This window comes from Type-C symbiont of Plautia stali (assembly GCF_059730935.1).
On record NZ_AP035924.1, the window covers coordinates 626,454 to 643,425 of the forward strand.

Annotated in this window: 22 protein-coding genes; 7 read left to right on the plus strand and 15 right to left on the minus strand. The window is 55.1% G+C overall.

The window, feature by feature from the left end:
• Positions 1-17 precede the first annotated feature (17 nt).
• Positions 18-932 (minus strand): EamA family transporter, encoded by a 915-nt coding sequence (locus AC6I7J_RS22110; protein WP_283342393.1) that lies wholly within the window; start codon positions 930-932, stop codon positions 18-20.
• The gene (locus tag AC6I7J_RS22115) at positions 929-2,140 is read right to left on the minus strand and encodes an MFS transporter (RefSeq protein WP_498007355.1); all 1,212 of its coding nucleotides are present in this window, start codon (positions 2,138-2,140) and stop codon (positions 929-931) included. Before AC6I7J_RS22115 ends, AC6I7J_RS22110 begins: the two co-directional genes overlap by 4 nt.
• A 127-nt stretch (positions 2,141-2,267) precedes the next feature.
• Between AC6I7J_RS22115 and AC6I7J_RS22120 the strand changes: the two genes are divergently transcribed.
• Positions 2,268-2,753, plus strand: coding sequence for a winged helix-turn-helix transcriptional regulator (locus AC6I7J_RS22120; RefSeq protein ID WP_498007356.1), 486 nt, complete (start codon positions 2,268-2,270; stop codon positions 2,751-2,753).
• A gap of 19 nt (positions 2,754-2,772) precedes the next feature.
• On the opposite strand, the gene AC6I7J_RS22125 is transcribed toward AC6I7J_RS22120, so the two are convergent.
• The 3 genes from AC6I7J_RS22125 to AC6I7J_RS22135 form a co-directional block, all read right to left on the minus strand.
• The gene (locus tag AC6I7J_RS22125; RefSeq protein WP_058770395.1) at positions 2,773-3,084 is read right to left on the minus strand and encodes a cupin; all 312 of its coding nucleotides are present in this window, start codon (positions 3,082-3,084) and stop codon (positions 2,773-2,775) included.
• A 214-nt stretch (positions 3,085-3,298) separates the two neighbouring features.
• On the minus strand, positions 3,299-3,601 hold the full coding sequence (locus AC6I7J_RS22130) for an EthD family reductase (RefSeq protein ID WP_132463374.1): 303 nt from the start codon (positions 3,599-3,601) through the stop codon (positions 3,299-3,301).
• 12 nt (positions 3,602-3,613) lie between these two features.
• On the minus strand, positions 3,614-4,360 hold the full coding sequence (locus tag AC6I7J_RS22135) for an SDR family NAD(P)-dependent oxidoreductase (protein ID WP_132463377.1): 747 nt from the start codon (positions 4,358-4,360) through the stop codon (positions 3,614-3,616).
• 118 nt (positions 4,361-4,478) lie between these two features.
• Here AC6I7J_RS22135 and AC6I7J_RS22140 point away from each other — a divergent pair, with 118 nt between their 5' ends.
• Positions 4,479-5,333, plus strand: a complete 855-nt coding sequence (locus tag AC6I7J_RS22140) for a LysR family transcriptional regulator (protein ID WP_222986923.1) — start codon at positions 4,479-4,481, stop codon at positions 5,331-5,333.
• Between the two features lie 25 nt (positions 5,334-5,358).
• Here AC6I7J_RS22140 and AC6I7J_RS22145 read toward each other — a convergent pair whose 3' ends face one another.
• On the minus strand, positions 5,359-6,279 hold the full coding sequence (locus AC6I7J_RS22145) for a LysR substrate-binding domain-containing protein (RefSeq protein WP_428846695.1): 921 nt from the start codon (positions 6,277-6,279) through the stop codon (positions 5,359-5,361).
• Between the two features lie 87 nt (positions 6,280-6,366).
• On the opposite strand from AC6I7J_RS22145, the gene AC6I7J_RS22150 reads away from it, so the two are divergent.
• Positions 6,367-6,669 (plus strand): carboxymuconolactone decarboxylase family protein, encoded by a 303-nt coding sequence (locus tag AC6I7J_RS22150; protein WP_021508832.1) that lies wholly within the window; start codon positions 6,367-6,369, stop codon positions 6,667-6,669.
• A gap of 5 nt (positions 6,670-6,674) precedes the next feature.
• Positions 6,675-7,073, plus strand: coding sequence for a tautomerase family protein (locus tag AC6I7J_RS22155; protein ID WP_104187636.1), 399 nt, complete (start codon positions 6,675-6,677; stop codon positions 7,071-7,073).
• A gap of 92 nt (positions 7,074-7,165) precedes the next feature.
• Here AC6I7J_RS22155 and AC6I7J_RS22160 read toward each other — a convergent pair whose 3' ends face one another.
• The 9 genes from AC6I7J_RS22160 to gcvA all read right to left on the minus strand — a co-directional run bounded on the left by AC6I7J_RS22160 (position 7,166) and on the right by gcvA (position 15,194).
• The gene (locus AC6I7J_RS22160) at positions 7,166-8,188 is read right to left on the minus strand and encodes a C45 family autoproteolytic acyltransferase/hydrolase (RefSeq protein WP_104187637.1); all 1,023 of its coding nucleotides are present in this window, start codon (positions 8,186-8,188) and stop codon (positions 7,166-7,168) included.
• Positions 8,189-8,207: 19 nt separating this feature from the next.
• Positions 8,208-8,930: a glutamine ABC transporter ATP-binding protein GlnQ gene (glnQ, locus tag AC6I7J_RS22165; RefSeq protein ID WP_058759243.1), complete on the minus strand. Its 723-nt coding sequence runs from the start codon at positions 8,928-8,930 to the stop codon at positions 8,208-8,210.
• A 2-nt stretch (positions 8,931-8,932) separates the two neighbouring features.
• Positions 8,933-9,589 (minus strand): glutamine ABC transporter permease GlnP, encoded by a 657-nt coding sequence (glnP, locus tag AC6I7J_RS22170; RefSeq protein ID WP_021508828.1) that lies wholly within the window; start codon positions 9,587-9,589, stop codon positions 8,933-8,935.
• 51 nt (positions 9,590-9,640) lie between these two features.
• Positions 9,641-10,393, minus strand: a complete 753-nt coding sequence (gene glnH / locus AC6I7J_RS22175) for a glutamine ABC transporter substrate-binding protein GlnH (RefSeq protein ID WP_498007479.1) — start codon at positions 10,391-10,393, stop codon at positions 9,641-9,643.
• A 127-nt stretch (positions 10,394-10,520) separates the two neighbouring features.
• Positions 10,521-11,075, minus strand: a complete 555-nt coding sequence (locus AC6I7J_RS22180) for a carboxymuconolactone decarboxylase family protein (protein ID WP_176428143.1) — start codon at positions 11,073-11,075, stop codon at positions 10,521-10,523.
• Complete coding sequence (locus tag AC6I7J_RS22185; protein WP_498007357.1) at positions 11,072-12,400, minus strand: aspartate aminotransferase family protein; 1,329 nt, start codon at positions 12,398-12,400, stop codon at positions 11,072-11,074. Before AC6I7J_RS22185 ends, AC6I7J_RS22180 begins: the two co-directional genes overlap by 4 nt.
• A gap of 127 nt (positions 12,401-12,527) precedes the next feature.
• A complete protein-coding gene (locus AC6I7J_RS22190; protein WP_222952227.1) occupies positions 12,528-13,385 on the minus strand; it encodes a MurR/RpiR family transcriptional regulator in 858 nt (285 codons plus the stop codon).
• Between the two features lie 198 nt (positions 13,386-13,583).
• Positions 13,584-14,213 (minus strand): LysE family translocator, encoded by a 630-nt coding sequence (locus AC6I7J_RS22195; protein ID WP_058776142.1) that lies wholly within the window; start codon positions 14,211-14,213, stop codon positions 13,584-13,586.
• A 96-nt stretch (positions 14,214-14,309) separates the two neighbouring features.
• Positions 14,310-15,194, minus strand: a complete 885-nt coding sequence (gene gcvA, locus AC6I7J_RS22200; protein WP_058781009.1) for a transcriptional regulator GcvA — start codon at positions 15,192-15,194, stop codon at positions 14,310-14,312.
• Positions 15,195-15,463: 269 nt separating this feature from the next.
• Here gcvA and AC6I7J_RS22205 point away from each other — a divergent pair, with 269 nt between their 5' ends.
• Genes AC6I7J_RS22205 through AC6I7J_RS22215 form a run of 3 tightly spaced genes read left to right on the plus strand, consistent with a single transcriptional unit; the run spans position 15,464 to position 16,955 of the window.
• The gene (locus AC6I7J_RS22205; RefSeq protein WP_498007358.1) at positions 15,464-15,904 is read left to right on the plus strand and encodes a VOC family protein; all 441 of its coding nucleotides are present in this window, start codon (positions 15,464-15,466) and stop codon (positions 15,902-15,904) included.
• 29 nt (positions 15,905-15,933) lie between these two features.
• Positions 15,934-16,470: a GNAT family N-acetyltransferase gene (locus AC6I7J_RS22210; RefSeq protein WP_498007359.1), complete on the plus strand. Its 537-nt coding sequence runs from the start codon at positions 15,934-15,936 to the stop codon at positions 16,468-16,470.
• Between the two features lie 47 nt (positions 16,471-16,517).
• Positions 16,518-16,955: an acetyltransferase gene (locus AC6I7J_RS22215; RefSeq protein ID WP_264240614.1), complete on the plus strand. Its 438-nt coding sequence runs from the start codon at positions 16,518-16,520 to the stop codon at positions 16,953-16,955.
• Positions 16,956-16,972 lie beyond the last annotated feature (17 nt).

Genomic DNA, 16,972 nt, shown 5'->3' on the forward strand with positions numbered 1-16,972 from the left:
TGCCCGCTCTTGTCGGATCACGGCTCATCAGCGGGCTGCTGATCACAGCGAATCCGACTGCGGATGAAATAACGTTTGATGCGTTGTCCATACAACCCAACCGCCAGCCCGGTAATAATCAGAACCAGCGCCACGATTTTCATCGGAGAAATAGCTTCACCAAATATCATCATCGAACCGAGAATGCCGAATACCGGCACCAGCAGCGATAATGGCGCGACGGTGGAGACAGGATACAGTTTGAGCAATGAATTCCAGATCCAGTAGCCTAATAACGTATTGGGATAGACCTGAAACAGAATGGACAATATCGCACGGGTATCCATATGGCTGATTAATGCGCTATAGCCCGCGCTGCCATTAATTAATCCGTCCAGCAGAAAAAGCGGAAGCGGCGAAAAGGCGCTCGACCAGACCAGAAACGCGAATACCTGCTTCGTGCCGGCTTTTTTCATGATGATATTGGCAATACTCCAGGCTATGGCGCCTGCCAGCACCAGCAGCAACCCGGCAAACGTCACCGAGCCGTCGGTAATAAACACAATGCTCATCAATCCGCTGCATGCCAGCACAAAGCCAGCGATCTGATAGCGGCTGAGCTGTTCTTTAAACACATAACTGCCGAGCAGCAGAGTGAAAAAGGCGCTGAACTGCAGCACCAGCGAGGCGATCCCCGCCGACAGCCCGGTTTTTATCCCCAGATTGACCAGGCCCCACAAGCCAATGCCGAATACCAAGCCGTAACCAATAAGGTAGCGCCACGGGACGTCAGGTTTTTTAATAAAGAAGAGCGCCGGGATGGCACACAGCGTAAAACGCAGCCCTGCCAGAATAAATGGATCGATGGCGTGCAGCCCTAATTTAATCACCGAAAAATTAATGCCCCAGATGGCGGTAATACCGATGGCCAGCAGCAGGTGTGATAATTTCATGATTGACGTGTTCCATACCAGAGAATAAGTGCGCAGGCACTGACCAGTGCCCCGCCGCCGCACACGGCATACCATCCCCAGTGCGCATAGAGTTGGGTGGCAGCAATAGCGCCCAGCGCGCTGCCTGCCGCATAAAAACACATATAGGCACCGATAAGCCGGCTGGTGATAGCGGGTTTGCCGGCAATCAGCCTGCTCTGGTTGATGACATGCACCGTCTGCACGGCGAAATCCAGCATGATCACACCAATAACCAGCAACAATAATGAGGCCTGCGCGAAGGCGATCGGGAGCCACGAGAGCGTTAATAAAACCAGTGCGCATCCGCTGGCGCGCTGCCCGGTTCCCCTGTCAGCCCAGGCGCCACTTCTGGAAGCCGCCAGCGCTCCGGCTATTCCAGCCAGACCAAACAGCCCTGTTTGCGTATGGGAAAGCGACATGGCCGTGAGCGGCAAAACCATGGAACTCCACAACATGCTGAACGCGGCAAAAATCAGCAGAGCCAGCGCGCCACGCTGACGCAGCAAAGGCTCGGTGACAAAAAGACGCGGGACAGACCCCAGCAGCCCGGCCACGGAAGTGGCTGTGTTCTGCGGACCGGCAGCAGGTATCACTTTTACCAGCAGCACGGTAATCAGCAGCATCAGCGCGGCTGAGGTCATATACACCGCCCGCCAGCCGGCGATATCGGCGATGATGCCAGAGACCAGGCGCGCCAGCAGTATGCCCATGACGATGCCACTGGTGACGCTGCCTACCACCTTGCCACGCTGAGCCGGTGCCGAAAGGATAGCTGCCCACGCCACCACGGTTTGCGTCACCACCGCCATCAAACCCACCAGCAGCATCGCCACCAGCAGCGCCAGCAAACTCTCTGCTAACGCCGCCGCGATCAGGGCCAGCACCGACAGCAGCAGGTGCATGACCACCAGCTTTTTGCGATCAAAGCGATCGCCGAGCGGCACCAGCAAAAACAATCCTATGGCATAACCCGCCTGCGTTGCCGTGATGACCAGGCCGATGGTGCCGGGCGAAACCTGCAGCGTTGCGGAGATGGATTCCAGCAATGGCTGGGCAGAATAGACATTACCGACAGCCAGCGCGCAGGTCAGTGAGAACAGAAAAATGATGTGAGGCGACAGCACTGAGGTCGTCGCCGGCGATAGAGGCGCCTCAGAGGTTGCAGGGGTATCACTGGTGCAAGTCATGTTGCATCCTTATGTGGTTTTTTTTTGAAACCGATTCATTCTATAAGTAGCAGCGGTGGTTTTTTTTTGCAACTTGTTTTGCTGGAGGCTAAGCTGCCGTCAGTAAATCAGCAGAGTGAGAGAGAAGATGGCCAAACAGGAAGCGCTCAGAACCAGCGAATGTCCGGTCGCCCGGACCGTGGAGGTGATTGGCGAACGCTGGTGTCTGATGATCATCCGTGAAGCGTTTGATGATGTGCGCCGCTTCAGTGATTTCCAGAAAAACCTTGGGCTGGCAAAAAATATCCTGGCGTCACGGCTGAAACTGCTGGTTGAGATCGGTGTGCTTGAGAGTTGTCCGGCGTCAGATGGCAGCGCCTATAAGGAATATTTGCTGACCGAACGGGGACGAGCCGTCTTCCCAATCGTCGTGGCGATGCGCCAGTGGGGAGAGCGTTATCTATTTGAAAAAGGCGAGACACACTCGGTTTTGCTGGATAACGCCAACGGCGAACCGTTACCTGAACTGGCCGTGTATTCTGCCCGGGGAGAACGGCTCGATCCCGCCGACTGCCATCGCCGGCGCGTCATAGCCGGTAATCGCGCTGATCAGGCTTCGTCGAGCGTGAAATAACTGGGGTTGAGGCGTCGCATCAAACCGATCCCGCTTGTTCAATCACCAGCACCCGGGCTACGCCCTGTGGATGTGCGACGTGTTCAGTGCCTTCGCTGGCATAAAAAATATCACCGGCGGTTAATCGTTGGGTTCTCACTTCACCGTTTTCTTTGTAGAACATGTCAACGCAACCATCCATAACGGCAAACACCTCTTGTCCGTCATTGATATGCCATTTGTAGGGTTGATCGGTCCAGTGCAGTTTAACGCTGATGTTATCGAAGCTGGCAATATGCTGAGACTCCCAGGCTTTGGAACCCGTAAATTCTCTGCTGCTGTAAAAATTCATGTTTGCATCCTGTGTGCTGCTGCGGTGATAGCTCACACATGAAATAGCAAAAGGCAGCGACGCGTACCAGATTAAAGGATTGGTTTGTCCTGATTTGGCACCAGCGCGTCCCGTTGTTGCTGCCGGGATGCCTGCTTAACGCACAATGCGTTCATTAAGCAGACTATTAAACCGGTGACCGGAGGGCATAACTGCGCGGCGGCGTTGCTGCCGTTCAGAAGGGAATGAAATGGCTGCGAATCACCGTGGTGGCGTCGGTAAAATGCACCACATCTGCCATGACTCTTTTGGTTTGTTCGGACTCCAGCGCCCGGTTGACATCCTGCTGACAGGCAAACGTGTAAACACCTATGGAGAGCCAGCCGCTGCGGTCTGAAGCGGGATAGAACGCTTCCGCCGAAATGAGTCCATAATCCTGCCAGCACACCAGCGCCAGCGGCAGGTGCGTGTGGGTATAATAGTCGCGGTCAAAGCGATGGGTTTCATCGCCGACGCACACCACCATCATCTGATGCATCCTTTTCTCCCGTTAACGCATGCCGCCTGACGCCATCATCACCTCGCCCGTCACCCATCCGGCATCGTCAGAAGCGAGATAAGCCACAATCGGCGCAATATCCTGCACCTGGCCAATACGGCCAAGCGGCGTCTGGCTTTCGTTCCAGCGCTGAAACTCCGATCCCATCGCGCCGGTGCTGTGCGTGCCTTCGGTTTCGATTAACCCCGGATTGACCGCGTTGACGCGGATGCCGCGCGGACCGAGTTCGCGCGCCAGCACGCCGGTAATGGCATCAATCGCGCCTTTGCTGCCGCTGTAGATAGCGCTCTCCGCCAGAAATACCCGCGTCACAAATGAGCTGATATTGATAATGCTGCTGCCCTCGCCCAGATGTGGCACGGCGGCGCCTGTCACCAGCAGCGGCCCGAGCACATTGATGTCAAACTGCTTGCGATACAGCGCTTCGCTGCTCTCTTCGATCTTCGCAAACTGATACACACCGGCATTGTTCACCACAATGTCCAGCCGGCCAAACTGCGCGAGGGTAGATTGAATGAGCGCCTCAACCTGCGGCTGATCGGTGACATCCGCTGCCAGCGCCACCGCCGTGCCACCGACGGCCTCAATAGCGGCGACCACCTTATCCGCCCCGTTTTTATCCGCGGCATAGTTGACGACGATCTTTGCGCCGTCGGCGGCCAGCTGGCGGGCAATCGCCGCACCAATGCCTTTAGATGCGCCGGTTACGAGGGCAACTTTGTCCTGAAGCTTCTTCATGTTCTGCAATCCTCAATCAGTTCAGTCTGGATGATGCCGTTATGGTGATATCTACAAAGTTGTTTGAGAACTGCCATTTTTGTATATTCGACGTTCATTTTTGAACGGGGCGAGCGCAATGGAATGGAGCGATGTACGGATCTTTCTGGCGGTGATGCGCAGCGGATCCTATGGCGAGGCCGCGCGCCGGCTCGGCGTTAGCCATCCGACCGTGGGTCGTCGCATTAAGGTGCTGGAAGCGCAGGCCCATCAGGCGCTGTTTCGCCGCACGCCGGATGGCCTGGTGTTAACTGATGCCGGTGACGCCGTGCTGGGCCTGGCGGAAAGTATGGAAAATGCTGCGCTGGCGATGGAGAGACGACTGGCGGGCAATCACCCGCGACTGGAAGGTATTTTACGCATCTCCTGTGCCGAGTGGTTTGCCACCGCCGTGCTGGCACCGGTGCTGAGCGAGCTGACACAGCGCCATCCCGCTATCGTGCCGGAAATTATCGCCAGCTACCGTTTGCTCAATCTGTCGCGGCGCGACGCCGACGTGGCTTTTCGCATTGTGCCTTTTACCGAGCCGGATATCGTCCAGCGGCGCCTGATGAGCATGCCCTATGCGTTATACGGCACGCCTGAAAATGCCCGCGCATTGCAACACGATCCCGCCTCTGTGGGGCTGATCCTGATGAATACCGCGCAAGCGCATTTTCCGGACGTCGTCTGGCTGCTCGATCAATTTCCGCAGTCACGGCGGGCTTTTACCAGCACCAGCCGGGCAGTGCAGGCGCAGATGTGCCAGCGCGGCATGGGCGTGGCGGTGTTACCCCAGCCGCTGGGCGATGCCACCGCCGGACTGCAGCGGATTCCTACCCCGCAGCCGCCGCCTTCGCGCGATATCTGGGTAGGCTATCATCAGGATCTGCGGCACATGGATCGCCTGCGCGCCATGCTGGATATTGCCGATGCGCTGCTGATTGCGAAGTAACGGTCGCAGGGATTAGCGCAGCAATTCAGGCGGGCCTCAGACCCGGTAACGGCTCTAGGCTGCGCAGCGCATTTTCCATCAGTCTGGCCAGCAGGTTTTGCGCATTCGGTTCAGTCTGGCTGCCACTTTTTTGTTCCAGCGTAACACCCAGCGCGCCCAGCGGCGGCAAAACATTGCCGGCGCTCACCAGGTTAGCGGGCATGCCGACCCGCGTGCGCACGGTGATCCCCAGACCGGCCCGCACCGCCGCCCAGATGCCGCTCAGGCTATGGCTGACAAACACGATTCGCCATGCAATGCCCGCCCGGTCCAGACTGTCGATGGCGCGCGAGCGCATCAGGCAGGGATTATCAAACATCACCAGCGGCAGCGGTTCGCCCTGGCTTATCATCGCGCTGACGTCGCAGTCGGGGTGGGCGATCCACTCCAGCGGGAACTGGCCGATCAACACGCCTTTACGCTGCAGCGGTTGTGCCTGCCACAGCAGCGCCATATCAAGAGCATCGCTGTCCAGCGCTGCAAGCAGCTCCTGATTACGCGCCACGCGGGCGACGATCTGCAGCCCGGGATGGTGACGTGTAAATTCGCCCAGAATACCGGGCATCAGGGTGTCACCAAAATCTTCCTGCATGCCCAGGCGCACTTCCCCCTGCAGCCCTGCACCGCTGAAGGTGCACAGTGCTTCGTCGTTCAATGCCAGCAGACGGCGGGCATAACCCATCATCACTTCCCCCTCACGGGTTAACGCCAGATGACGCCCGCTTTTCACCACCAGCTTGCTGCCACATTGCTGCTCCAGCTTTTTCAGCTGGGCGCTGACCGCCGAAGTGGATCGACAGAGCCGCACGGCGGCCTGCGCAAAACTGCCACACTCCATGCCGGTGACAAAACTGCGCAGCGCATCCAGATCCAGCGTCTGAGCTAACTTTTGCATAATCGTCCTGATTTATGGGATGAATGACGGTGTTTTATTTGATTTTCAGGATGGTTATGTTTCGCCACAATCGCGGCTGAGTCAATACGGAGAAACATCATGGCAAAAACACTCGATAGTAAAACGCTGGCGCGCATCGCGCCAAAGCTGGCGGAACTCAGTCAGCAGGTTCTTTTCGATGACATCTGGCAACGAGACGCGCTTACGCCGCGCGAACGCAGCCTGATTACGCTGGCCGCACTGACGGCGCTGGGGCGAGTGCAACAGCTGCCGTGGCATATCGAATTCGCGCAACAAAATGGCCTGGCACGAGAAGAGATCGTCGAAGTGTTCACCCATCTGGCCTTTTATGCCGGCTGGCCGGCGGCGGTGTCAGCGCTAAGCTGTCTGGAAGAGGCGTAACCCTCATGCCTTTTACCCGCATCATACTGCGTCAGGGTTACAGCGACGCGCAATTAACGCAGATTTCCGACATCCTGCAACAGAGTCTGGAGGACGAATTTGCCGTTCCACCCGGCGACCGCTTTCAGGTATTTGAAGAACTGCCGGCACGGCTAAGGGTGTTTGATCGCCACTATAAAAGCCGCGGGCGTTCAGAGAATTTTGTTCAGTTCATGATTACTGCGGGCAAGCCGCGCAGCCGCGAACAGAAGCACAAGCTGTGTCGCAGATTGTGTCAGCAACTCTCGCAATCGCTGGATATCGATCCGCAGGATGTGATGGTGATTATCCAGTTTAACACCGTCGATGACTGGAGTTTCAGCGACGGATGTCTGATGTCCGAAGAAGCGCGTATCCACGAGTAACATAGTCAGTATTGCTGGCAGCGCGGGTTAGCGCGCTGCCAGCAATCACTGTCCGGCTTCAGTGATGGGCTGTGGAGATTAAAAATAACAGCTCATTGACGACCAGCAGATTGCAAAGCGGCGCGCTGGCGGTTACGGGTGAAGATCTGCCACGTCACCGCGTCATCACTCAGGGTAAAAATAGCCGTGGCGAGGGTATTTTCCTCATCCGGATCCTGCGGCGACAGGCGGTAAATCGGCAACGCTGCATCCTGCTGATCCGATAAAATCGCCCTGGCCGCCGCGCCATCTACCGCCGGTTGCGTCGTCAGCCATGTCTCCAGACGCTGCTGGCGCGAGCCGGAACTGGCGGTGACCACCTGTTCGACGGCGGCAAGCTGCGGGTGAATAAGATGGTTAGCGTGACCGAAAGGCGCAGTCAGTGGGATCACTGAACAGCCTGAGCCTGTCGCTTCAATACTGATCAGGCGGCTATCGCCCTGCTGCCCCAGCGTATGGTGAAACGCGCCGGCGCGCGGCGTGGCGCTAAGTATGGCGATCGCTTCATCCAGCGTGGTCGCGTTCAGCGACGCGCGGGCGATGATCTGGCGCGGCATGCCATCCGGACGATGCTGTGCGCGAATGTTATTGACGGTATTAACGATGCCCTTCTCATTAACGGCAAAAGTGTGACCGCAAAGTGATGCCGGATAGGCGAAGCTGGTGAACGCGAGGCCGTCGTCCGGGGTCATGGTGACCAGCGCACAGTCATCGCGCAGCTGGGGAAAACCATCTTCGTTGTGCGCAATGATCAACTCCCCGCTGGCACTTTTCCCCGCCACCGTGGTGCAACCATCCGAAGTTGAACGCACCAGATCGCCCCGGCAGTTCCACGCAAACACCTCGTCAATCGGTGCCTGTAATCCTTCAGCCAGCCCTTCCAGCTCCTGCCAGATCAGCGGAAACTGGTGCTGGACCCGCGCGCGCATACTGCGAATTTGCTGCGTATCTTTCATGGCGGTGACCGTTTGCCAGAGACGGGTATGCCTGAGTTTGTTATGCCAGGCATCACGGCCAAAGTCACCGAGTTGCTGACCAATAACAAAAGCCGAACCACGGAAGTCGAGTTTTTTCATAGCGTTATTTCACTTCATTTCAGGATACATGTTGCAAAAATTCTTTCAGACGCGGATTACGGCTGGCAGTCAGCAGCATATCAGGTGGCCCATCTTCGGCAATGGTACCGCCATCAATAAAGATCAGCCGCGAAGCCACATCGCGGGCAAAGCCAATCTCATGCGTCACAATCACCATGGTCATGCCCTCTTCAGCCAGCGAGCGCATCACTTTCAGCACTTCATGACGTAACTCCGGATCCAGCGCGGAGGTCGGCTCATCGAACAGCATCATTTTCGGCCTGACGGCCAGTGCCCGGGCAATCGCCACGCGCTGCTGCTGACCCCCTGAAAGTTCAGACGGATAATGGCTGGCGCGATCGCGCAAGCCAACGCGCTCCAGCAGCGCCAGCGCCTGCTCTCGCGCCGCGGCTTTCGTTTGATGACGCACGCGAATCGGACCGAACATCACATTTTCCAGCGCTGTCAGATGCGGGAACAGGTGAAACTGCTGAAACACCATGCCGGCTTCACGGCGGATATCACATTCATTCGCATGTGGATCGGTGATGTGCATTCCGGCGACCAGCAGCGTCCCGGATGAGATCTCTTCCAGTTTGTTGATGCAGCGTAGCAGCGTTGATTTACCCGAGCCTGAAGGGCCAATAATCACCACCACCTCGCCGGACTCAATTTTTAAATTGATATTGTGCAGGACCTGCGTGGCACCGAAATTTTTCGACACTGCGTTAAATTCAACCATGCTCATAAAATATGGATCCTTTTTTCCAGCTGCTTCAGTAAAAAGCTCAGGCATAACGTCACCAGCAGATAAATCATGGCCACCGCCGTCCACACTTCCAGCGCACGGAAATTACCCGCAATGATCTCCTGCCCCTGACGCGTCAGTTCTGCCACGCCAATCACAATAAACAGTGAGGTATCTTTAATACTGATAATCCACTGGTTACCTAAAGCCGGAATCATGCGGCGTAACGCTAAAGGCATGATGACATACCACAGCGTACTGCGCTGCGATAAGCCCATCGCCAGACTCGCTTCTTTAAAGCCTTTATTAATTGAGAGGATCGCGCCCCGGGTAATTTCAGCAATGTAGGCACCGGAGTTAATCACAATGGTCACGATCGCGGCGGTGACGGGATCAATTCTTATCGGCAACACCATCGGCAGTGCAAAATAGATAAACATTACCTGCACCATGATGGGCGTACCGCGAATAAGCTCGACAAAAATAAGTGACAGCGTCTTAGCAATTTTGCCACCCAGAGCACGGCAGGTTCCCGCCAGTAAGCCAATAATAAAACCGCCCAGCAGACCTGACAGCGAAATAATCAAGGTCAGCTGCAGACCCTGCAGCAGTAGCGGCAGAGATTCCCAAATATATTTACTGTCAAAATTCATAATTTAACCTGTAAACGCTAAACAAGGCCGGAGAGCTCCGGCCTGGCAGGATTATTTCGGCTGCTTAGCAAACCATTTCACGTAGATTTTGCTGTAGGTGCCATCCGCGCGCAGGGCCTGCAGCGCGGCGTTGATCTTAGGTGTCAGGCTGCTGTTTTTCTGCATGGCAAAGCCATACTGCTGTGGCAGAATCGTGTCGTTTTCACCGCTGGCTTTGACTTTACCATCGCCCGCCGTTTTCACGTAGTACAGCACATTGGGCGAGTCGTGGACCACCGCATCAAGGTTGCCGGCCTGCAGATCCAGATAGGCGTTGTCGATATTAGGAAACTCAACATAATTTGCCTTGTATTTACTTTTCATAAAGCTGGCTGCGGCCGTGCTCTGTTTCAGGCCCACTTTCTTGCCGGTTAAATCGCTGAATTTTTTAATGCTGTTATCATCGCTTTTGACAGCCATTAATAAGTCGGCGTCATAATAACCGTTGCTGAAATCCACCACCTGCTTACGCGCATCGGTAATAGTAATGCCTGCCATCGCGACATCCAGATTCCGTGATTGCAGCCCCGGAATCAGGCCACCAAAGTCCATTGGGTGTAATTCATAGCTGACATGCATTTTCTTCGCGATGGCATCCCATAAATCAATGTCAAAGCCGACGTATTTATCACCTTGCTTAAATTCAAAAGGAACAAAAGCCGTATCAACCCCGACAGTTAATTTATCCTGCGCCGCAGCGATAAAACTGGCGGAACAGGCCACCAATGCCAGTGTAACCTTTAGTTTATTTAAAAATGCAGACATAATAACCCTCAGCGTCAGTAATGTAGCGTGCAATGATCGTCATCCAGCGAAATAACCCGGCGGACATGGTCAAAGAAGGTGGTTAATATAATGGGCGCATCAGGTACGCCCGGAGTAATGCGACAACTTATGCAGGAAGCAAGTGATCCTGCGTAAAGGGTACCGGCGTCTGCGCGCCGTTCATGATCATCGAGAGAAAACTGTAATAGCCGTTAATGCCTATCAAATCCACCACGCCCTTCTCGCCCCATAATTCGATGGCTTGCTGCCAGGTGGCATCACTGATTTTCTGTTGCTGATGTAACTGCTGGCAAAACTGATAAATCACCCACTCATCAGGCTGCAAATCCGCAGGCTGACGTTTTTCATTGATGGCCTGCACTGCTGCAGCAGAAATCCCCTTTTCGCGCGCTATCGGCGCATGGATTGCCCACTCTACCGGCTGTGACCAGTGCCTTGCCGTCATTAAAATCGCCAGTTCCGATAACCGCTGGCCCAGCGCACTGCGATAGCGCAGATATTCCCCCATACGCTGTGCATGTGCCATTAACTCGGGGCTGCGCAGCAGCGGCTCAAACGGGGGCAGCAGCGCACCGCGCGGCCCGTTGATAATCTCTTCCGCGAGCGGACGTTGCTGCTCATCCCAGTCCTGCTCTGCCAGCGGCGGTAATCGGTTAATCATAATTTGCCGGTCTCTTCACGTATCACGGTGTTCAGCGTATCCACGACAAAATCCAGTTGTTGCGGGGTGACGATAAACGGTGGGGCAATTAAAATATGGTCGCCATATTGCCCGTCCAGCGTGCCGCCCATCGGATAGACCAGCAAACCGCGCGCCATACAGTTGGCCTTGATGGCTGCGTGAAGTTTCATCGCCGGATCGAACGGGGTTTTTGTGGCTTTATCACGCACCAGCTCCACACCGGCAAACAGGCCGCGGCCGCGCGTATCACCCACGTGCGGTAACTCCCCCAGCACGTCGCGTAGCGCCTTATGCAGATAAGCGCCCTGCTGCTGAACCGCCTCCAGCAGATGGTCGCGCTCAATCACCTGCTGAACTGCTAACGCCGCCGCAGCGGCTGTCGCGTGACAGATATAAGTGTGTCCATGCTGGAACAGACCGCTGCCGGCCTGCAGCGCAGATACGATCTTCTCACTGGCCAGCACCGCGCCGATGGGTTGATAACCGCCACCCAGTCCTTTGGCGATGGTAACCAAATCAGGTACCACGCCATCCTGTTCGAACGCGTGTAGTGTTCCGGTACGCCCCATTCCGCACATCACCTCATCGGCGATAAACAAAATGCCGTACTTGTCGCACAGGCGACGTACACCCTGCAGATAGCCCGGCGTCGGCGGCGTGGCACCGCTGGTCGCACCGACCACCGTCTCCGCGCAGAAGCCAATAATCGTTTCCGGGCCCGCATCGATAATCGCCTGCTCCAGCTCGCTCAACAGCCGCTGGGTATACTGCTGCTGGGTTTCATCGGCACGGCGATCGCGATACTCATTGCAGGCTGAAACGCGAATCACGTCGATTAACAGGGGCGCGAACTGACGCCGGCGCCATTCGTTGCCACCCACCGCCAGCGCGCCCAGCGTATTGCCGTGGTAGCTCTGTTTGCGGGCGATGAAACGGGTACGCGCGGGCTGTCCGATTTCAACAAAGTATTGCCGGGCCAGTTTCAGCGCGGTTTCCACCGCCTCCGAACCGCCCGACACGAAATAGGCATAGTTAAGATCGCCCGGTGCGGTGCGCGTTAACTGTTCGGCGAGCTGTTCAACGGTATCGCTGGTAAAGAAACTGGTATGCGCATAAGCCAGTTGATCGATTTGACGATGCATGGCTGCGAGGACGTCAGGATGGGCGTGGCCCAGGCAGGAAACGGCGGCACCACCGCAGGCATCAAGATACTGTTTTCCCTGTGCATCAAAAATGTAGGCCCCGTATGCGCGCGTGGCCACGGCGGGCACGCTGCGCAGACTGCGGTGAATGATACGGCTCATGCTGGTCCTGCTCCTGAATACGCTTCGTTGTTGAAACGTATCTTGCAGGATCCATTTGAATCACGTCAACGCAATAATGATTCAATCGCATTCAATATTCTTATGACAGATACAAATGAATCATCTGTCAGGATTTGCCGGCATGCACGTAAGCGCCAGAATCGATTAAATAGCGTTCGGCGTTTTCAATTTTACTGACCGCATCACGTCCATGACGGGCCACCAGCATCGCCAGCAGGCACTCTGCCAGGCCCATGCCAGAGACGACTGACGGAAAAAACGATGGGCTGTTCAGTGAAAACCGGAGCGAGCAATCAGCGGCCTGCGCCAGCGGCGAGACCGGTGAGTCGGTGATGGTGATGATCTTTGCGCCCGCCTGCTGCGCTGCGCGCAGTACATCCAGTGATTCGCGTGAATAAGGGGCAAAGCTGGTAAGTAACAGGCAATCTGAGGCGGTCAGTTCACGTGTGAAAACTTCGATGTTGCTCGCCAGACCATCCACCAGTGATACCTGACGATTGAACAGCCGATACACATAAAATAATGACCAGGCGATCGGAAAGCTGGCGCGGAAACCGCAGATGTAAACATTGTCAGCCGCATCGAGTAAGGTCACCGCCTGTTCCATTGCCTGGCGGTTTTCGTCCTGCGTAAAGGCCAGGTTGGTCTGGTGGGCCTGAAACATCGCATCATACAGATGCGGCTGCGTGCCGGCAGCCACCAGCTTTTCCGCTTTCGAGACATAGGTATCATTGCGCAGACCGATGTCATCGATGAATGCGTCTTTGAGTTCACTCCAGCCGTTATAGCCCAGCCGTTTCGCCAGGCGCAGCAGCGTTGCCGGTTTCACCCCGGCCTGCTGCGCAAAGGTGCGCATGGATTGCACCACCAGTTGATTGGCATTCTGCAGTGAGAATTCGGCAGCCCGCTGTAGTTCTGGCGATAATTCACTGAACTCGCGGACGATAGTTTCCTTTAGATTCATGGCAACGATTCACAGGCTTTGACGTTCAGGTATCTAAACACATTTGAGATCAAGACTCTAGGCGCGGATATCACACCGGAGTGACGGCCTGAAGCAGGGCGCGATGCGTCGCGCCGCAACAATCAGGCTGCTCATGGTGGTTTACTTAACTGAGCGGCCTGTTGCTATGGAGGGCGAACCTGAGGTTAAAAATTTACTTTATTGACGACTCAACACCAGTTTCAGTCCGGCAATGGCAAAACAGCAGGCTAATAGCGCATCTAATCCCCGGCGGATACGACGGTAAAACGCGTTCATTGCTGCGGTGGAAAATATCAGCGCATAGCCGCAAAATACTGCGACGCAAATCGCCGCACAGCCGAGAATAATCAGCGGTAAGGTCGAGGCTGCAGCGTCCGGTTTGAGCGCGACGGACATGATTGCGACCCAGGTTAAAATGGCTTTCGGATTACCGACGTGCATCAAAATTCCCTGACGAAATAACGCGCCATACGCAACACGGTGATCGCTGATAACGGTTTTATCGGCAGCAGTGCGGGTTAACGCAGATTTACCGGCTTTGTATGACAGCCACAACAGATATAACCCGCCGCCGATTTTCAACACCAGCAGCAATTGGGCAAACGTCGCCAGCACGGTTAATACCCCGCAGGCCGCCAGCAGCGCCCACAGCATTGAGCCGCCAATTACCCCGCCCGCAAGCGCTAAGGCGGCACCGCGCCCTTTATTCATCGCCGTTCCCATAATCGCCATATTACTCGGACCAGGGCTGGCCGTTGCCACAAAATAAGTGGTGTAGATCAGCATTAATTCGTGTGAAAGCGCCATGATATCCTCTGCAGGTGAAATATCCTGAACCTGTTATATCGGCTTGCTCAGAAATTTACTATGTCTTGTTGATATGAAGAAATGCCGGACGCTGTTCTATTCTGTGGACTGCTGCATGAGCCAGGCTCTTACTTTTACCACGGCAGAACGCAGCAGCGCTTCGTGGGGCGTAATAAGCCAGTACGCGTGTCCGGTATTCAGCGTATTTGGAAACGGGGCCACCACTTCACCGGATGCCAGGTTTGCCTGAACAAATCGCCTGCGCATCAGCGCTACGCCCATGCCGGCAAGCATCGCCAGCCACGCCCCGCTGCCATCGCTATACAACGGCCCTTTACCGGAATCAATATGCCCGACACCGGCTTCAGCGAGCCAGCGCTGCCAGTCTTCCCGGTGCATATCATGCAGTAACGTGACGCGACCAAGTGCGGCAAGTGCCGGCGGTTCTCCCAGCTGCTGCGCCACAGCAGGAATGCAGACTGCAAGGTAGTCGTCGTCGATCAGCTTCTCACTCACGCAACCCTCACAGAAACCGTTGCCATGCCGTACGGCCAGGTCGATACCATCCGTGGCGAAAGACTGGATGCGGGAAGTGGCACTGATGCGCAGATCGATCTCCGGACAGGCACATTCAAAATCAGCCAGTCGCGGCAGTAACCAGTGAGTCGCAAATCCGGTGGTGCAGGCCAGCGTGATGGTATTTTTTTGTGTCTCCTGCACCAGCGTTTCAGTGGCTTCACGTATCAGGCTGAAAGCTGAAGCAATCGAGTAGTAATAGCCCTGACCGGATGCCGTCAGCGCCAGCTTGCGTCCATTTCGCTGAAACAGGGGCAGGCCCAGTTGCCGTTCCAGTTCCCTGATGTGCAGGCTGATCGCGCCGGGCGTGACGTGCAACTCCTGGCCTGCAAGGGTCATGCTGAGGTGCCGGGCAACGGATTCGAACGCCTTCAGGGCGTTAAGAGAAGGCAGGCTGTTTCGCATCGTTTAGTTTTCCTAAAAAACAGGCAGAAATTAAATCGTTTTTATTTCCGCTCCGTCAACGTTATTAATAGGCATATAGCACGCGATACTGTGTCGCTTTTATTCCAAAACTGTTGAGTTATATTAAAATTTTCAGAGAGAGTACCGTTTCACGCACCACACCTCCACACGGAAAAATGAGCAGCGACCAGGCCCTTTATGGCGATTAGCCTTTATCAGGCTTGAGTTTTTGTCGTGTCAGGGAGGCAATAAATGGAGACAGGATGCAGATGAAGGATATCGATATTGGATTTACCCACGTTGCGTTTATGGTGAGGGATCTGGAGAAGAGCATGGATTTCTACCGTCGCTATGCAGGAATGAAGGTGATACACACCCGTGAACCTGACGTCCCGGCTGCCCGCAAGGTGGCATGGCTGAGCGATCATACCCGCCCTTTCGCGCTGGTTCTGGTGCAGGCGGATGACGTGTCAGATACGCCACTTGGTAAATTTGGACACTTAGGCATTGCCTGTGCGTCACGCGAAGAGATCGATCGTAAAACAGCGATGGCCGTCGCCGAAGGCGTGTTACGTAAAGCCCCTGAAGAGGCTGGCGAACCGGTGGGATATTACGTATTTTTTGCCGATCCTGATGGCAATACGCTGGAGCTGTCTTTCGGGCAACGCGTCGGGCTTGAAGCGATACGCACCGCTCCCGGTTTACTTTAACTCGCCTGCACGCAGGCAGCGGAGAACATATGGCACTCACGTTGCCGATTTATACTCAACGCCTGGTGTTGCGCAAGCTGACAGTGGCTGATTTGCCGCATCTGTCGCGCTATCGCAATCTGCCAGACGTTGCTCTTTATCAAAGCTGGGAAGAATTTACCCGGCAGGACGCTGAGAAATTATATGCGCAGCAGGATGCGCTGCCGTTCAACAGCGATAACACCTGGTTTCAGCTTGCCGTAGCACACCAGGAAGACGACCGGCTGATAGGGGACATCGGAATTCATTTTTTTGACGAAGGAAGACAAGCTGAACTCGGCATGACATTTGATGCCGGATTTCAGAAACAGGGTTTTGCGCTTGAAGCAACGAGTGCCATCGTTACCCTGCTTTTTACGCAGTTTGTAAAACACCGGCTCACTGCCGTGGTAGACACACGTAATATTCGCGCCATAAACCTGCTGGAAAAGCTGAATTTTCGCCGTGAAGCGCATTACCGGCAGAATATTTTTTTCAAAGGGATGTGGGGCGATGAATATCTTTATGCGCGGCTGGCCAGCGATTAGCGCAGGCATTGCGTTAAGCCATCGCGTTGGCATGTTAAGGAGGCGTTGTGACAATTAGCGAAGTAAGCAAGGAAGAGTATCACTTACTGATTCAGGTCTGGGAGGATGCCGTCAGGGCAACGCATCATTTCCTGAATGAACAGGATATCCTGCGGCTCAGACAGCTTATTCTGGAAAATTATTTTGATGCCGTTGTTCTTAGAAAGATGACCAATGAAAACCATGACATTGTCGGGTTCATCGGCGTGCAGGATGAGAATATCGAGATGCTTTTCGTCTCGCCCGCTCATCACAAAAAAGGGATCGGTGCACGGTTAGTCCGTTACGCGATCCGTCATCTTTCAGCGAAAAAAGTGGACGTTAACGAACAAAATACCGCTGCGCTCGGGTTTTATCAGCATCTGGGCTTTCAGGTGACGGGACGGTCTTCCGTTGATGGTGAGGGAAAACCGTTTCCCCTCCTCCATCTGAAGCTGATGCAATAATCCGGCAGAGGAATCAG

Bases quoted from the DNA above. Each gene is read 5' to 3' on its own strand.
- glnH (WP_498007479.1), bottom strand. From the start codon at position 10,393: ATGTCTGCATTTTTAAATAAACTAAAGGTTACACTGGCATTGGTGGCC.
- AC6I7J_RS22205 (WP_498007358.1), top strand. From the start codon at position 15,464: ATGAAGGATATCGATATTGGATTTACCCACGTTGCGTTTATGGTGAGG.
- AC6I7J_RS22210 (WP_498007359.1), top strand. From the start codon at position 15,934: ATGGCACTCACGTTGCCGATTTATACTCAACGCCTGGTGTTGCGCAAG.
- AC6I7J_RS22140 (WP_222986923.1), top strand. From the start codon at position 4,479: ATGGAATGGAGCGATGTACGGATCTTTCTGGCGGTGATGCGCAGCGGA.
- AC6I7J_RS22180 (WP_176428143.1), bottom strand. From the start codon at position 11,075: ATGATTAACCGATTACCGCCGCTGGCAGAGCAGGACTGGGATGAGCAG.
- glnP (WP_021508828.1), bottom strand. From the start codon at position 9,589: ATGAATTTTGACAGTAAATATATTTGGGAATCTCTGCCGCTACTGCTG.
- AC6I7J_RS22110 (WP_283342393.1), bottom strand. From the start codon at position 932: ATGAAATTATCACACCTGCTGCTGGCCATCGGTATTACCGCCATCTGG.
- AC6I7J_RS22130 (WP_132463374.1), bottom strand. From the start codon at position 3,601: ATGCATCAGATGATGGTGGTGTGCGTCGGCGATGAAACCCATCGCTTT.
- glnQ (WP_058759243.1), bottom strand. From the start codon at position 8,930: ATGGTTGAATTTAACGCAGTGTCGAAAAATTTCGGTGCCACGCAGGTC.
- AC6I7J_RS22150 (WP_021508832.1), top strand. From the start codon at position 6,367: ATGGCAAAAACACTCGATAGTAAAACGCTGGCGCGCATCGCGCCAAAG.
- AC6I7J_RS22135 (WP_132463377.1), bottom strand. From the start codon at position 4,360: ATGAAGAAGCTTCAGGACAAAGTTGCCCTCGTAACCGGCGCATCTAAA.
- AC6I7J_RS22185 (WP_498007357.1), bottom strand. From the start codon at position 12,400: ATGAGCCGTATCATTCACCGCAGTCTGCGCAGCGTGCCCGCCGTGGCC.
- AC6I7J_RS22120 (WP_498007356.1), top strand. From the start codon at position 2,268: ATGGCCAAACAGGAAGCGCTCAGAACCAGCGAATGTCCGGTCGCCCGG.
- AC6I7J_RS22115 (WP_498007355.1), bottom strand. From the start codon at position 2,140: ATGACTTGCACCAGTGATACCCCTGCAACCTCTGAGGCGCCTCTATCG.
- gcvA (WP_058781009.1), bottom strand. From the start codon at position 15,194: ATGCGAAACAGCCTGCCTTCTCTTAACGCCCTGAAGGCGTTCGAATCC.
- AC6I7J_RS22155 (WP_104187636.1), top strand. From the start codon at position 6,675: ATGCCTTTTACCCGCATCATACTGCGTCAGGGTTACAGCGACGCGCAA.
- AC6I7J_RS22125 (WP_058770395.1), bottom strand. From the start codon at position 3,084: ATGAATTTTTACAGCAGCAGAGAATTTACGGGTTCCAAAGCCTGGGAG.
- AC6I7J_RS22195 (WP_058776142.1), bottom strand. From the start codon at position 14,213: ATGGCGCTTTCACACGAATTAATGCTGATCTACACCACTTATTTTGTG.
- AC6I7J_RS22160 (WP_104187637.1), bottom strand. From the start codon at position 8,188: ATGAAAAAACTCGACTTCCGTGGTTCGGCTTTTGTTATTGGTCAGCAA.
- AC6I7J_RS22190 (WP_222952227.1), bottom strand. From the start codon at position 13,385: ATGAATCTAAAGGAAACTATCGTCCGCGAGTTCAGTGAATTATCGCCA.